This is a genomic window from Roseateles sp. 22389, from assembly GCF_052044995.1.
In the GTDB taxonomy this organism is placed as follows: Bacteria; Pseudomonadota; Gammaproteobacteria; order Burkholderiales; family Burkholderiaceae_C; genus Roseateles.
On record NZ_JBQEOF010000003.1, the window covers coordinates 106329 to 120502 of the forward strand.

The following is a 14174-nucleotide window of genomic DNA, read 5'->3' on the forward strand; positions in this document are numbered from 1 at the left end:
AAGGTCAGCAGGGACGCGGGATTCTAGGGAGGGGTCAACAACTGCTTACCGCTGCGCTGTGCACCGGATCCGTCAAGCGCGCGTTAACCGTCCATACTTTCCCTAGGTAGGTCGGAGGTTCCATGAAGCACCTGATCCAACGCATCCTCGGCGCCGTGGCGCTGACCGCCGGCGCACTGGCTGCGCCAACGGCCTTCGCAGGCGACGTGGGCGTGTCCATCAGCGTCGGACAGCCCGGCTTCTATGGCCGCATCGACGTCGGCAACGTCCGCCCGGACGTGATCTACGCGCAGCCGATGGTGATCGAGCGGGTCTACGACCCCGCCCCGCCGATGTACCTGCGCGTACCGCCCGCGCATTACCACGCCTGGTCGCGCCACTGCGGCTACTACCGCGCCTGCGGCCGGCCGGTGTATTTCGTCCGCGAGGACTGGTACACGCGGACCTACGCCCCGGTCTACTACGGTCGCCCGCGCGTGCATCCGATGCCGGTCTATGCCCCTCCGCCGCCGCCCCGGTGGGAGCCGGTGCGCCGGGACTGGGATGGCCGCTGGGACGGCCGCCGCGACTGGCACGACCACCGCGACGACCATCGCGGCTGGGAGGGCCGGCGCTGGGAAGAACGCCGCGATGACCATCGCGGCGGCGGTCGCGGCGGCTGGGACCGCGACGGTGACCGCGGCGATCGCGGTGATCGTGGCCACGGACATGGACGCGGCCATCATCGCGACTGAGGTTTTCCCCTCGCGTATAGTCGGCCGCTTGCACGCCAGCAAGGCGTGATTCACCGCGCCGACGTATGTTCGCCAAAGTCATCGCCGCCCTTGGACTGCTGATCTGCGTGCTGCTCGCGATCGACATGGCCTTGCCGCGGCGGCACCAGATGGCCTGGCGCGCATGGGTCCGGCGTCCGGGCCTTCTGATGGGTAGCGGCATCGGTCTGAAGGGTCGCTTCAATTCACGCGACCGCCGTCGCGCCGCCCATGACGCGGCCCTCGACGCGATCGCCCGCGCGAAGCACCGCTCGGGCACCTGGGACGGCAACGTCTATCACGGCGACGACTTCGAGCAGCGCCAGCGACGCAAGCCGCATTGAGCGCCAGTACCGGCCCTCCTCCCGCCTTCCAACGACAACGGCCTCCTTGAGAGGCCGTTGTCGTTGGCGCTTGCGGCGGCGTGCCGGACGCCCCGGTTCCGGAGCGCCCCGCCGGTCAGCGTCTTGCCAGCACCGGCTCCAGCGCCCGTCCGGTGTGCGTGCCCTGCGCCACCAGCGTCTCCGGCCGACCCTGCGCGACCACGCGTCCGCCCGCCGAGCCGCCTTCCGGTCCCAGGTCCAGCACCCAATCGGCTTCGGCAATCACGTCGAGGTCATGCTCGATCACGACCACGCTGTGCCCGCCGTCGACCAGGCGATGCAGCACGCGGATCAGCTTCTCCACGTCCGCCATGTGCAGGCCCACCGTCGGCTCGTCCAGCACGTACAGCGTGTGCGGCGGCTTCTGACCGCGGCGCGTCACGTCGTCGCGCACCTTCACCAGTTCCGACACCAGCTTGATCCGCTGCGCCTCGCCGCCCGACAGCGTCGGACTCGGCTGCCCCAGCGTCAGGTAGCCCAGTCCCACGTCCTGCAGCAGCTTCAGCGGATGCGCGATCGAGGTCATCGCGGCAAAGAACTCCACCGCCTCGTCCACCTCCATCTGCAGCACCTCGCCGATGCTCTTGCCGCGCCAGCTCACCGCCAGCGTCTCGGGGTTGAAGCGCTGCCCATGGCATTGGTCGCAGAGCACCTTCACGTCCGGCAGGAAGCTCATTGCAATGGTGCGCATGCCCTGCCCCTCACAGCCCGGGCAGCGGCCTTCGCCGGTGTTGAAGCTGAAGCGGCCCGGGCCATACCCGCGGGCCTTCGCCTCCAGCGTCTCGGCGAACAGCTTGCGGATCGCGTCCCAGAAGCCGATGTAGGTCGCCGGGCAGCTGCGCGGCGTCTTGCCAATCGGCGTCTGGTCGACCTCCAGCACCCGGTCCACCTGCTGATGGCCCTCGATGGCGTCGCAGCCCAGCCAGGTCGACGGCGCCCGGCGCAGCGGCACCGCCGCCGCCATGTTGGCCAGCAGCACGTCGCGCGCCAGCGTCGACTTGCCCGAGCCCGACACCCCCGTGATGCCCACCAGCCGGTGCAGCGGCACGTCCACCGTGACGCCGCGCAGGTTGTGCAGCGTGGCGTTGAGCACCGTCAGCTTGGGCGCGTCGGCGTCCATCTCGCGGCGCTCCTTGAGCGGATGCACCAGCGGCCTGGACAGGAAGCGGCCCGTCAGCGAATCGGGGTTCTTCGCGATCTGCTCGGCCGTGCCCTCGGCGATCACGCGGCCGCCGCGCTTGCCCGCGCTCGGCCCGATGTCGATGATGTGGTCGGCGCGACGGATCGTGTCCTCGTCGTGCTCGACGACGACCAGCGTGTTGCCCTTGTCGCCCAGCGTCGACAGCGCCTTGAGCAGGATCTGGTTGTCGCGCGGATGCAGGCCGATGGTCGGCTCGTCCAGCACGTAGCAGACGCCCTGCAGGTTGCTGCCGAGCTGCGCCGCCAGGCGGATGCGCTGGGCCTCGCCGCCGGACAGCGTCGGCGCCGCGCGGTCCAGCGTCAGGTAGCCCAGGCCGACCTCTTCCAGGAACTCCAGCCGCCCGCGGATCTCCGCGATCACGTCGCGCGCGATCTCGGCATCACGGCCGGTCAGCGCGAGACCGGCGATCCACTCGCGCGCCTCGGTCACGCTCCACGAGGCCACCGTGCCGATGGTCTCGTGCTCGAAGCTCACCGCGCGCGCCACGGGATTCAGCCGCGAGCCGTGGCAATCCGGGCAGGGCGCGTCGCTCAGGTCCTCGATCTCGGCTTCCTCGGCGGGGAAGCTCTGCTCACGGCCCCGGTTGTCCTTGTCCTGCTGGCTGTCGTCCAGGGCCTTGCGCTGCTCGCGCGTCAGCGCCAGGCCGGTGCCGACGCAGGTGGTGCACCAGCCGTGCTTGGAGTTGTAGCTGAACAGCCGCGGATCCAGTTCCGGATAACTCGTGCCGCACTGCGGGCAGGCGCGCTTGGTGGAGAACACCCGCAACTCGCCGATGCCGCGCGTGGGCTTCGCATTGCGCAGCGCATCGTGCAGCCCGTCCAGCGGCGACAGCACATGCACCACGCCCTTGCCGTGGTCCAGCGCCTTGGCCAGCAGCTCGCGCAGCTCGGCCTCGGTCTCCGGCGTGACGGTCATGTCGCCCACCGGCAGTTCGATCGTGTGTTCCTTGAAGCGGTCCAGCCGGGGCCAGGGACTGGTCGGCAGGAACTCGCCGTCGACGCGCAGGTGGGTGTAGCCGCGCTGCTTCGCCCACTTCGCCAGGTCGGTGTAGACGCCCTTGCGGTTGACCACCAGCGGCGCCAGCAGCCCGATGTGCCGGCCCTTGTAGTCGCGCAGCAGCTGCGCGGCGATGGCCTCGACACTCTGCGGCTTCACCGGCGTGCCGTCGTTGGCGCAGTGCTGCACGCCGAGCTTCACATACAGCAGGCGCAGGAAGTGCCAGACCTCGGTCGTGGTGGCCACCGTGCTCTTGCGGCCGCCGCGCGACAGGCGCTGCTCGATCGCCACCGTCGGCGGAATGCCCCACACCGCGTCGACCTCGGGCCGGCCCGCCGGCTGCACGATCGAGCGCGCATAGGCGTTGAGCGACTCCAGGTAGCGGCGCTGGCCCTCGTTGAACAGGATGTCGAAGGCCAGCGTGCTCTTGCCGGAGCCCGACACGCCGGTCACGACGTTGAACTTGCCGCGCGGGATGCTGACGTCGACCGACTTCAGGTTGTGCTCGCGCGCGTTGACGATGCGGATCGCTTCATCGGCCTTGCGGCGCTGGCGCAGCAGCGATTGCAGCGGCTTGCCTTCGGCCACCTTGACCGGCGCGCGGTCCATCTCCAGCGCGTACTCGCGCAGCGCCTGCGCGGTGTGCGAGGTCGGGTGGTCCTTCAGCGTCTCCGGCGTGCCGACCGCGACGACCACGCCGCCGTCCTCGCCGCCCTCGGGCCCGAGGTCGATGACCCAGTCCGACGCGCGGATCACGTCCAGGTTGTGCTCGATCAGGATCAGCGAATGCCCCGCCGACAGCAGCTTGCGCATCGCGCGCATCAGCTTGGCGATGTCGTCGAAGTGCAGGCCGGTGGTCGGCTCGTCGAAGAGGAACAGGGTGCCCTTGGTCGCGGTCGCCTGGCGCGGCTTCGAGGCCGCCTCCGCGAGGTATCCGGCCAGCTTCAGCCGCTGCGCCTCGCCGCCCGACAGCGTCGGCACCGGCTGGCCCAGCGTCAGGTAGTCCAGGCCGACATCCGACAGCGGCTGCAGCTTGTTCAGCACCTCGCGGTCGTCCTTGAAGACGCCCAGCGCCTCGGCCACCGTCAGGTCCAGCACGTCGGAGACGCTGAGCTGCCGTCCGGCGCGCTCCAGCTTGACCTCGAGCAGCTCAGCGCGGAAGCGCTTGCCGTCGCAATCGGGGCAGCGCAGGTAGACGTCGGACAGGAACTGCATCTCGACGTGCTCGAAGCCCGAGCCGCCGCAGGTCGGGCAGCGGCCGTCGCCGGCGTTGAAGCTGAACATGCCGGCGCCGTAGCTGCGCTCCCTGGCCATCGGCGTGTCGGCGAAGCGCTTGCGGATCTCGTCGAACACGCCGACGTAGCTGGCCGGGTTCGAGCGCGCCGTCTTGCCGATCGGCGACTGGTCGACGAAGACCGCGTCGGCCAGCCAGTCCGCGCCCAGGAGCCGGTCATGCGCGCCCGGCGCTTCGGTGGCCTGGCCGAACCAGCGCGCCAGCGCCGGATAGAGCACGTCCTGCATCAGCGTGCTCTTGCCCGAGCCGGAGACGCCGGTGACCGCCACCATGCGCTGCAGCGGGAATTCGACGCTGACGTTCTTGAGGTTGTGCTCGCGCGCGCCCTCGAGGATCAGCCGCGGCGTGTTCTCCTCGACGACGCGCTTGAGGCCCATCCCCACATGCCTGCGCGCGCCGAGGTAGGCGCCGGTCAGCGTGTCGGCGGCGCGGATCTGTTCCGGCGTGCCGTCGAAGACGATCTGGCCGCCCTGCTGGCCGGGGCCGGGGCCCATGTCGATGAGGCGGTCCGCCGCCAGCATCACCGCCGGGTCGTGCTCGACGACCACCAGCGTGTTGCCCGCGTCGCGCAGCCGCTGCATCGCCTCGACGATGCGGTTCATGTCGCGCGGATGCAGGCCGATGCTGGGCTCGTCCAGCACGAACAGCGTGTTGACCAGCGAGGTCCCGAGCGCCGTCGTCAGGTTGATGCGTTGCACCTCGCCGCCGGACAGCGTGCGGCTCTGGCGGTCCAGCGTCAGGTAGCCGATGCCGACATCGACCAGGTACTTGAGCCGGTTGCGGATCTCGTCGAGCAGCAGCTTCAGCGCCTCGTCGAGCATCGAGCCCGGCAACTGGAGCTCGTCCATGAAGCGTCTAAGCCGATGGATCGGCAGCTGCATCAGGTCATGGACCGACAGCCCCGGCAGCGCCTCGAGCTGCGCGCGCGTCCACTTCACGCCCTCCGGCATGAAGCGCTGCGCGGCCGGCAGTGCCGCGTCGGCCAGCGCCTTGGAGCCGATGCGCCACAGCAGCGCCTCGGTCTTGAGCCGCGCGCCGCGGCAGGCGGGGCATTCGGTGTAGCTGCGGTACTTGGACAGCAGCACCCGGATGTGCATCTTGTAGGCCTTGCTCTCCAGGTAGTCGAAGAACCGGCGCACGCCGTACCACTGCTTGTTCCAGTTGCCGTTCCAGTTCGGGCTGCCTTCGATGACCCAGTCGCGCTGCGCCTGCGTCATCTGGCTCCACGCGGTGTCGCGCGGGATGCCGGCATCGCCGGCGTACTTCAGCAGGTCGTCCTGGCACTCCTTCCAGGCCGGCGTCTGCATCGGCTTGATCGCGCCGCCGCGCAGCGTCTTGCGCTCGTCGGGGATCACCAGGCCTAGGTCCACCCCGATCACGCGGCCGAAGCCACGGCAGGTCTCGCACGCGCCCATCGCCGAGTTGAACGAGAACAGCGCCGGCTGCGGGTCGGCGTAGCGGATGTCGCTCTCCGGGCAATGCAGGCCGGTCGAGTAGCGCCAGAGCAGCGGCTCGGCGCCCTCCCCGGCCGGCAGCACGTAGACCGTCATGCGGCCGCTGCCGCGCTTGAGCGCCAGCTCGATCGCCTCCATCGCGCGCGCCTGCTCGACACCCTGCATGCGGAAGCGGTCCGCCACCACGTCCAGCACCTTGCGGCCGTTGACGACGCGCTCCGACTGCACCCGCGTGAAGCCGGAGGCGGAGAGCCACTGCTCGACCTCGCCAGCGCTGACGGTCTCCGGCAGCTCGACCGGGAAGGTCAGCACCAGGCGCGGGTCGCCGTCGACGGTGCGCGCCAGCAGCTCGGCGTGGATGGTCTGCGGCGTGTCGTGGCGCACCGGCAGCGCGGTGTCGCGATCGAAGAGGTCGGCGCCGCGCGCGAACAGCAGCTTCAGATGGTCGTTGAGCTCCGTCATCGTGCCGACGGTGGAGCGGCTGGTGCGGACCGGGTTGGTCTGGTCGATCGCGATGGCGGGCGGCACGCCCTCCACCTTGTCGACCGCGGGGCGGTCCATGCGGTCGAGAAACTGGCGCGCGTAGGCGGAGAAGGTCTCGACGTAGCGGCGCTGGCCTTCCGCGTAGAGCGTGTCGAACACGAGGCTGGACTTGCCCGAGCCGCTCGGCCCGGTCACCACGGTCAGTTCTCCGGTCCGGAGATCCAGGTCGAGGTTCTTGAGGTTGTGCTGGCGGGCGCCGCGGATGCGGATATCGGCGTCGGACATGAGGTGTGGGCTCGGGAGCCTCGAAAAAGGCAGTGGGCGATGATTCTAGGGAGGGCGGCCGCCATGAATTGGCAGCAGCCGGCGGGACGCGCGCGGCGTGACCGGCGTGACGCAGTGGTAAGCAATTGAAAACAGAAGACCGTTCAGGAAGCCTTCGCATACCTCTTGTCAAGGCCTCCGACCGATGACTTCCGCACACTTGCTAGTCTTCGGGGGGTGCGGCAACAATGGACCCCGTCGCCGCCGAGCAACACCGACCCCGGTTCGACCTGAACGGCGGGCGACGTTTTTCAGGGAATACCTCGCCTCCCGACCGGAGCGGGGACGACAAGCGACATGGACAGAAACGACGGCCATCCCATTTCCGAGACCACGCTGGTCTTGATGACGTCGGACGCGTCCGCCAAGCCGTCGCCCCCTTCCTCGATGACCGATCCGACGATTTCCGGCCAGCGCCCGGCCCCGGGCGAGCCCTTCGTGCTGCTGGTCGAGGACAACCCGATCAACCAGGTGGTGGCGCTGGAATTCCTGGCGCTGATGGGCTTGAAGACGCAGCTCGCGCGCAATGGCCAGGAAGCGCTGGACCTGTGCGAGTACGCGGCGCCCAGCCTGGTGCTGATGGACATCCAGATGCCGGGCATGGACGGCCTGGAATGCGCGCGCCGGCTGCGGGAGCAGCAGGCGCAGGGCAGGCTGCCGCGCTTTCCGATCCTGGCGCTGACGGCGCACGCGCTGGACAGCGACGTGGCCGACAGCCTGAAGGCCGGCATGGACGAGCACCTGACCAAGCCGCTGGACTTCCTGACGCTGCGCCGGCGCCTGGCGCGCTGGCTCGATCTGCCGCAGCTCAACGACTGACGCCGCACGCCCCGTCGCGCTGGACCGTGGGTCGACGCGGCGTGCACACGACAGGCCCGCCGCGGCCTGTTGATCTTGCTCAGAGCTGACTCGGATCCCCCTTCGCGGGACTGGCGCGGAACAATGCGCGCGTGCTTCACTGCCAGTCCGCGCCCGACCTGCGGGCGTATCCACCGCCAGGAGGTTGAAGCATGTATTCCTACCCGCTCACGTCGTACGAGCCGAGCGAGCGCCTGCAGACCGAGATCCACCTCATCGCGCTGGAGGACAAGCGCACGGATGCCCAGGTCGTCCTTCGAGCGCTCCGGCTGTACTTCGAGATCCGCCGACGCGTCCGCGCCGGGGCCGCTTTCGGGTTCATCGAATCGCACCGCAAGGACCTGCTGACCGAAGCGCTCGAAGGGGTTTGACATGCCACCGTCAGACCTGCTCCCCGAAGACCATGAGTTGCGCTCGGCGATCGCGCCCCGGGAACCGATGGCCGATGCAACGGCGCGGCGCATCCGCGAACTGTCGCTGTTCTTCGTGAGCGTGCTGGTGCTGCTGACGCTGGTTGGATTCAGCATCGTCACCTTGCTCGACGCCTGCGCGCCGCAAGAGGACCGCTGGTGGGCCACGTCGACGTTGACAGCCGCCTTCGGCGGCATCCTCGGCTGGCTGATCAAGCGATGAACGCCTTGACGCGCACCGACCGTCAGTCCCCCGCCAGGAAGCGCTCCACGATCTCGAAGTGCTCCGGCACGTTCAGCGCGGGCGCGTGCCCGCAACCCGGCACCGTCACCACCTCCGCGCGGGGCCCACGCACCCGCATCGCCTCGGCTGTCTCCGGCAACAGCAGATCGGAGCTCTCCCCGCGCAGGCACAGCACCGGCAGGCTGAGCGAATCCCATTCGGTCCAGCGCTTGTAATCGTCCGGGTGGACGAAGAACTGGCGCACCATCGCCGGGTCGTAATGCGGCGTCACCCGGCCGTCCGGCAGGCGGCGTGTCGAGGTCTCCGTCAACCGGCGCCATTGCGCCTCGCTCATCCAGCCGTAGGGCTGGTAGATCTGACGGAAATAGCGCTCCAGCTCGCCCACCGTATCGAAGGCCGCCGGATCGCCGGCATAAGCACGGATGCGCTGGATCGCGGGTTCGGCGAGCTCCGGCCCGATGTCGTTCAGCACCAGCCGCCGGATGCGGCCGCGCAGGGAGGTCGCCGCCGCCAGCAGCCCGATCGCGCCCCCCATCGACGTGCCCACCCAGTGACAGTCCGCCAGCCCGAGCTGGTCCACCAGCGCCACCGCGAGCTTCACGTAGAAGGCCAGGTGGTATTCGTTGTCCGGGTCCGGGCTCCACTGCGACAGCCCCCGCCCGATCGTGTCCGGGCAGATCACGCGATAACGCCCGGACTGCGCCAGGTGCGCCGCCAGGTCGTCCATGTCGCGCCCGGTGCGCGCCAGGCCGTGCCAGGCGATGACCGGCGCCGCGCCCGGATCGCCCCAGTCCATGTAATGGAGTTCCCGGCCCTCGCAGCGCAGGTAGTTCGACGTCGACTTCAAGTACTTCTCCTCGCCTGCCGCAGGCGCCCGACCAGGCCGTTCGGGAAGTGGTACACGGCCAGCACGAACAGCACGCCCAGCCACAGCAGCCAGCGCTCGGGCGCGATCAGCTGCGACAGCACCGGCACGCCCTCCACCGCCGACGCGCCGACCCGCATCAGGTCCTGCAGGTAGCTCTGCGCCAGCACGAACAGCGCGCTACCGATCACCGCGCCGTAGATCGTGCCCATGCCGCCGATCACGACGATCAGCAGGATGTCCAGCATGATCTCGAAGGACAGCGAGGTGTCGGGCCCGTTGTAGCGCAGCCAGATCGCGAGCAGCGCGCCCGCGAGCGTCGCGAACAGCGCGGCCAGCAGCGTGGACAGCGTCCGGTAGGTCACCAGCCGGTAGCCGATGGCCTCGGCGCGGAAGTCGTTGTCGCGGATCGCCTGCAGCACCCGCCCGAAGGGCGAATTGACGATGCGCAGCAAGGCCAGCACCAGCACCAGCGTCATGACGAAGAGCAGGTAATAGCTCAGCAGCCGGCCGTCGACGGAGACGCCGAGGAAGGGCTCCTCCAGGAATTCAGTCGACGGCGACAGCAGCGCGGGCAGGCGGAAGTTCAGGCCGTCCTCGCCGCCGGTGAAGTCCGACAGCTGCGACGCCAGGCCCTGGAAGGCCGCGGCGACGGCCAGGGTGATCATCGCGAAGAAGATCGCCTTGACCCGCAGCGAGAACAGGCCGATGACCAGCGCCAGCAGCAGCGACAGCCCCAGCGCGCCGCCGATGCCGATCGCCAGCGCCGTGAAGCCCGGCTCCAGCCGCGTGCTCACGATGGCGACGCCGTAGGCGCCGATGCCGAAGAACATCGTGTGGGCGAAGCTGACGATGCCGGTGTAGCCCAGCAGCAGGTCGTAGCTGCCGACCAGCACGATGAACACGAGGATCTTGGCCGCCACGTTGAGCGCCTTCGTGCCGGGGAACACGAAGGGCGTCAGCGCCAGCGCCAGCACCGTGAGCAGCAGCAGCGCCGCCAGCACGCGGCTGCGCGGCAGGTCATGGGACAGCAGGGATCGGATCAGGGACATGAGGGCGGGCTCCGCTCAACGGTGGCTGACCGGATAGAGGCCCTGCGGCCGCCACAGCAGCACGGCGACCATCAGCGCGATGTTGGAGAACAGCGCCGCCTTGGGCGCCAGGAAGCCGCAGTAGTTGGCCATCAGCCCCACCAGCAGCGCGCCGGCGAAGCAGCCCAGCGTCGAGCCCAGCCCGCCGATGATGATGACGATGAAGATCAGCGTGTTGACCTGCGCCCCGATCTGCGGGATCACGCTCTGCTGGTACAGCCCCCACAGCACGCCGCCCAGCCCCGCCAGGCCGGAACCCGCGACGAACACGGCGACGAACAGCCGCCGGATGCGGTAGCCCAGGCTCTCCACCATCTCGCGGTCCTGCACGCCGGCGCGGATCAGCAGACCCAGCTTGGTGCGGTTCAGCAGCCACAGCAGGCCGGCGAAGACCAGCAGCCCCACCACGACGGCCAGCAGCCGGAACTTCTCGACCGCCACGTCGCCGACGATGAGCGCGCCGCGCAGCGACTCGGGCGGCTGCAGCGGGATCATCTGCGGCCCCCAGACGAGCTTGATCAGCTCCTCGCCGATGATCATCCCGCCCATCGTGATCAGGATCTGCTTCAGGTGCATGCCGTAGACCGGCCGCACCAGCACCCGCTCGAACACCAGCCCGAGCGCCGCCGCGCTGACGATGCCCGCCAGCGCCGCCACGGCCACCGCGCCGAGGTTCGCGGCCAGCGAGGGGCTCGCCACGAAGCCGCCCATCGCGCCCATCACCGTCGTGGCCACGAAGGCGCCCAGCGCGATGAACACGCCGTGGCCGAAATTCAGCACGTCCATCAGGCCGAAGACGAGGGTCAAGCCGGAGGCGATGACGAAGACGATCAGGCCCATCGCCAACCCGGCGATCGTCAGCGTCGCCCAGCTCGACGCCGACCCGATCAGCGGCAGCGCGCCCAGCGCGAGCGCCGCGATCAGCAGCAGCGGAACCCGGTCGAAGCGCGCCTGCGGCACCGCGTCGGTCGCCGGCGACGGCGCGACGGAGGATGGCGTCGAGAAGCCGCTCATTGGTGCGCCGCCAGCGACAGGCCCAGCAGGCGCTGCTGCAGCGCCTCGTCGGCCGCCAGCTCGGCCATGCGTCCAGCGTGCACGACGCGGCCGTCGTCCATCACCGCGACCCCATCGCCCAGCGCCTGCGCGACCATGAAGTTCTGCTCGACCAGCAGCACCGTCGTGCGCGCGCCGTCACGGCCGCGCTTGATCTCCTGCAGCGCCTCGATCAGGTTGCGGATGATGGCCGGCGCCAGGCCCTTGGTCGGCTCGTCGATCAGCAGCAGCCGTCGCGGCTCCACCATCGCGCGCGCGATCGCCAGCATCTGCTTCTGCCCACCGCTGAGCTTGCCAGCCGGATACAGCCAGAACTTGCGCAGCGCCGGGAACAGGCCGAAGAGCCAGTCCAGCCGCGCGGTGTCCAGCTCGTCCAGCGAGCGCGCCCCGCGCGCGGCCAGCAACAGGTTCTCGCGCACCGTCAGGTCGCCGAAGATGCCCATGTTCTCCGGCACGTAGGCGATGTCCAGGCGCGCGATCTCCGGCGTCGGCAGCGCCTGGATCGGTCGCCCGTCCAGCAGCACGCGACCGGCGCCCGCGCGCCACAGCCCCATCACCGTGCGCAGCGTCGTCGTCTTGCCGGCGCCATTGCGGCCCAGCAGCATCGTGACCTCGCCCTCGCGCGCCGCGAGGTCGACGCCATGCAGGATGTGATAAGCGCCGATGTGCGTGTGCACGCCCTCCAGCCGCAGCAGCGCGCGATCGGTGGCGGCGCTCATGCGGCCTCCGGCATCGCCAGACCCAGGTAGGCGTTCTGGACCACCGGCGAGGCGATCACCGCCGCCGGCTCGCCGTCCGCCACCAACTGCCCGTTGTGCAGCACGACGATGCGGTCGGCCAGCTCGCGCACCACATCCATCTTGTGCTCGACCAGCAGGATCGTGTGGGTCCCCTCCGCCTTCAGCGCGCGGATCAGGTCCAGGATGACCGGCACCTCGTCGACGCTCATGCCGGCGGTGGGTTCGTCGAACAGGTAGACCTTGGGGCGCAGCGCCATCAGCATCGCCACCTCCAGCTTGCGCTGGTCGCCATGCGGCAGGCTGGCCGCCGGCGCGTCGGCGCGATGCCCCAGGCGGACGCGCTCGACGATGGCCTGCGCCTCGTCCAGCAGCTCCCGGTGATGCAGCCAGACCGACAACATCCGCAGTCCCTCGCCACAGCGCGACTGCACGGCGAGCCGCACGTTCTCCCGCACGCTCAGCGTCGGGAACAGCTGCGTCAGCTGGAAGGCCCGCCCCAGCCCGCGCCGGGTGCGCAGCGGCGCGGCCATGCGCGTCAGGTCCTCGCCGTCGAGCAGCACGCGCCCGGCGCTCGCGCCGAGCTGGCCCGAGATCAGGTTGAAGTAGGTCGTCTTGCCGGCGCCATTGGGCCCGACGATGGCGGTCAGCGTGCCCGGATGGAAGGCGCAGCTGACGCGGTCCACCGCCGTGTGGCCGCCGAAGCGGATGGTGAGGTCGCGGGTCTCGAGCATGCGTGCAGGGGTGGCTGGCCGGCGCCTCAGGGGCAGGTGCCGATCACGTAGTAGTTGGGCGCGGTTCGCTTCAGCGTCGTCGTGGCGTAGATGTTCCACAGGCCCATGGCCTGGTTGGAGCCATTCGCGTAGGTCAGGCCGTACAGCGCGTAGGCGCGGCCGGAGACGGTGTGGGTGTAGTTCGACGAGGTGAAGCAGACCGGCGCCGGCGTGCCCGGATCGCCGGGGTCGCCGGGATCGCCGCCCGACACCTGGTCCACCATCGCCTTGATCGCGGCGACCTGCGTCCCGGCCTTCTGCGCGAAGTTGGAGCCGTACCAGCCCACCCAGTCCCAGCAGCCGTTGGGATTGGGCAGCAGGCCGCTGGCGGCCGTCGAGCGCGCGGTGTTGTCCACCCGGGTCTGCGGGAACAGCACGACGATGCTGTTGGTGTCGGCCCAGCGCGAGAAGCCGGTGTTCCTCACGAACTTGTCGCCGATGGTCGCGTAGTTCTGCTGGCAGCCATGCAGCGCGACATGCAGCTTGCAGGGCTGGCCCGCCGCGCAGTTGGCCGGGATGTAGGCCCAGCCGCTGGTGGCCAGGCCGGGGTTGGTGCTGAACGCGGTCTGGTCGAACTCGACGTAGTTGGCGGCGGCCGGGCTGTCGTTGCGCGCGTTGAGCGGGCCGTACAGCTGCGTCAGCACAGCCTTGGCGCCGTCGTAGCCGCAGTTGGCGATGTAGGGCGAGGCGCTGGTGCCGCAGCTGGTGTTGCCGCTCGCGTCGAAGTCGGTGGGCAGCACGTGCGCGGTGCCGCTGCGCTGCACGTAGGAGAGGTTGGCCGCCGCCACGCCGTTGTCGAGGTACTGCGTCTGCACGGCGTTCATCGGGTTGGGCCCGACGGTTGCGTCGCTGGTGCCGACGAACAGGTAGACCTTCTGCGCGGCCACGTTGCTCTTGGCGTCGATCGCGGTGCCGCTCCAGTTGTTGAGGTCGGCCTGCATCGTGCTCAGCGCCGATGCCGGGATCGTCGCGTTGTACATGCAGGCCGTGTAGTTGCTGTGGCCGGCGCACATGTAGGGCCCGCCGGCGAAGACGCCCACGCCCTTGAAGGTCGATGAATGCGCGTAGCCGAGCTGGTTGGCCATGAAGCCGCCCGACGACAGCCCCGAGACGGTGATCTTCGTCTTGTCGATGTTGAGCACCGGCAGCGGCGCCGCCGCCTGCGCGGCGCCCGCCGCGGCCAAGGCCAGCGTGACCGCCANCGAAGGCCGGCGCGGCGGGCGCCAGCGCCCGGATCGTGGAACCACGGACTGCGG

At 69.8% G+C, this 14174-nt stretch carries 12 protein-coding genes; 5 read left to right on the forward strand and 7 right to left on the reverse strand.

Going from position 1 to position 14174, the window contains the following annotated elements; genetic code table 11:
* The first annotated feature begins 122 nt into the window (after positions 1-122).
* Positions 123-734, forward strand: a complete 612-nt coding sequence (locus ACTJKJ_RS05485; RefSeq protein ID WP_440819824.1) for a hypothetical protein — start codon at positions 123-125, stop codon at positions 732-734.
* A 65-nt stretch (positions 735-799) separates the two neighbouring features.
* The gene (locus ACTJKJ_RS05490) at positions 800-1096 is read left to right on the forward strand and encodes a hypothetical protein (protein ID WP_091720540.1); all 297 of its coding nucleotides are present in this window, start codon (positions 800-802) and stop codon (positions 1094-1096) included.
* 115 nt (positions 1097-1211) lie between these two features.
* On the opposite strand, the gene uvrA is transcribed toward ACTJKJ_RS05490, so the two are convergent.
* Positions 1212-6848, reverse strand: coding sequence for an excinuclease ABC subunit UvrA (uvrA, locus tag ACTJKJ_RS05495; RefSeq protein WP_440819825.1), 5637 nt, complete (start codon positions 6846-6848; stop codon positions 1212-1214).
* Positions 6849-7184: 336 nt separating this feature from the next.
* Here uvrA and ACTJKJ_RS05500 point away from each other — a divergent pair, with 336 nt between their 5' ends.
* From ACTJKJ_RS05500 to ACTJKJ_RS05510, 3 genes are all read left to right on the forward strand, one after another.
* A complete protein-coding gene (locus ACTJKJ_RS05500) occupies positions 7185-7706 on the forward strand; it encodes a response regulator (RefSeq protein ID WP_440819826.1) in 522 nt (173 codons plus the stop codon).
* Between the two features lie 191 nt (positions 7707-7897).
* Positions 7898-8116, forward strand: a complete 219-nt coding sequence (locus tag ACTJKJ_RS05505; RefSeq protein WP_440819827.1) for a hypothetical protein — start codon at positions 7898-7900, stop codon at positions 8114-8116.
* A 1-nt stretch (position 8117) separates the two neighbouring features.
* The gene (locus ACTJKJ_RS05510; protein ID WP_297387342.1) at positions 8118-8378 is read left to right on the forward strand and encodes a hypothetical protein; all 261 of its coding nucleotides are present in this window, start codon (positions 8118-8120) and stop codon (positions 8376-8378) included.
* Between the two features lie 22 nt (positions 8379-8400).
* Here the strand turns inward: ACTJKJ_RS05510 and ACTJKJ_RS05515 are convergent, their stop codons facing one another.
* The 6 genes from ACTJKJ_RS05515 to ACTJKJ_RS05540 are packed head-to-tail and all read right to left on the reverse strand — an operon-like array spanning position 8401 to position 14165.
* Complete coding sequence (locus ACTJKJ_RS05515) at positions 8401-9246, reverse strand: alpha/beta fold hydrolase (RefSeq protein ID WP_440819828.1); 846 nt, start codon at positions 9244-9246, stop codon at positions 8401-8403.
* The gene (locus ACTJKJ_RS05520; RefSeq protein ID WP_440819968.1) at positions 9243-10310 is read right to left on the reverse strand and encodes a branched-chain amino acid ABC transporter permease; all 1068 of its coding nucleotides are present in this window, start codon (positions 10308-10310) and stop codon (positions 9243-9245) included. Before ACTJKJ_RS05520 ends, ACTJKJ_RS05515 begins: the two co-directional genes overlap by 4 nt.
* A gap of 21 nt (positions 10311-10331) precedes the next feature.
* On the reverse strand, positions 10332-11369 hold the full coding sequence (locus ACTJKJ_RS05525) for a branched-chain amino acid ABC transporter permease (protein WP_297387337.1): 1038 nt from the start codon (positions 11367-11369) through the stop codon (positions 10332-10334).
* Positions 11366-12127 (reverse strand): ABC transporter ATP-binding protein, encoded by a 762-nt coding sequence (locus tag ACTJKJ_RS05530; protein ID WP_091720511.1) that lies wholly within the window; start codon positions 12125-12127, stop codon positions 11366-11368. Before ACTJKJ_RS05530 ends, ACTJKJ_RS05525 begins: the two co-directional genes overlap by 4 nt.
* Entirely contained in the window at positions 12124-12879 is a 756-nt protein-coding gene (locus ACTJKJ_RS05535) for an ABC transporter ATP-binding protein (protein WP_147241545.1), read from the reverse strand. Before ACTJKJ_RS05535 ends, ACTJKJ_RS05530 begins: the two co-directional genes overlap by 4 nt.
* 26 nt (positions 12880-12905) lie before the next feature.
* Positions 12906-14165 carry an extracellular catalytic domain type 2 short-chain-length polyhydroxyalkanoate depolymerase gene (locus ACTJKJ_RS05540; RefSeq protein ID WP_440819829.1) on the reverse strand — a complete coding sequence of 420 codons (1260 nt, stop codon included), beginning with the start codon at positions 14163-14165 and terminating at the stop codon, positions 12906-12908.
* Positions 14166-14174 lie beyond the last annotated feature (9 nt).

Bases quoted from the DNA above. Each gene is read 5' to 3' on its own strand.
- ACTJKJ_RS05485 (WP_440819824.1), top strand. From the start codon at position 123: ATGAAGCACCTGATCCAACGCATCCTCGGCGCCGTGGCGCTGACCGCC.
- ACTJKJ_RS05490 (WP_091720540.1), top strand. From the start codon at position 800: ATGTTCGCCAAAGTCATCGCCGCCCTTGGACTGCTGATCTGCGTGCTG.
- uvrA (WP_440819825.1), bottom strand. From the start codon at position 6,848: ATGTCCGACGCCGATATCCGCATCCGCGGCGCCCGCCAGCACAACCTC.
- ACTJKJ_RS05500 (WP_440819826.1), top strand. From the start codon at position 7,185: ATGGACAGAAACGACGGCCATCCCATTTCCGAGACCACGCTGGTCTTG.
- ACTJKJ_RS05505 (WP_440819827.1), top strand. From the start codon at position 7,898: ATGTATTCCTACCCGCTCACGTCGTACGAGCCGAGCGAGCGCCTGCAG.
- ACTJKJ_RS05510 (WP_297387342.1), top strand. From the start codon at position 8,118: ATGCCACCGTCAGACCTGCTCCCCGAAGACCATGAGTTGCGCTCGGCG.
- ACTJKJ_RS05525 (WP_297387337.1), bottom strand. From the start codon at position 11,369: ATGAGCGGCTTCTCGACGCCATCCTCCGTCGCGCCGTCGCCGGCGACC.
- ACTJKJ_RS05530 (WP_091720511.1), bottom strand. From the start codon at position 12,127: ATGAGCGCCGCCACCGATCGCGCGCTGCTGCGGCTGGAGGGCGTGCAC.
- ACTJKJ_RS05535 (WP_147241545.1), bottom strand. From the start codon at position 12,879: ATGCTCGAGACCCGCGACCTCACCATCCGCTTCGGCGGCCACACGGCG.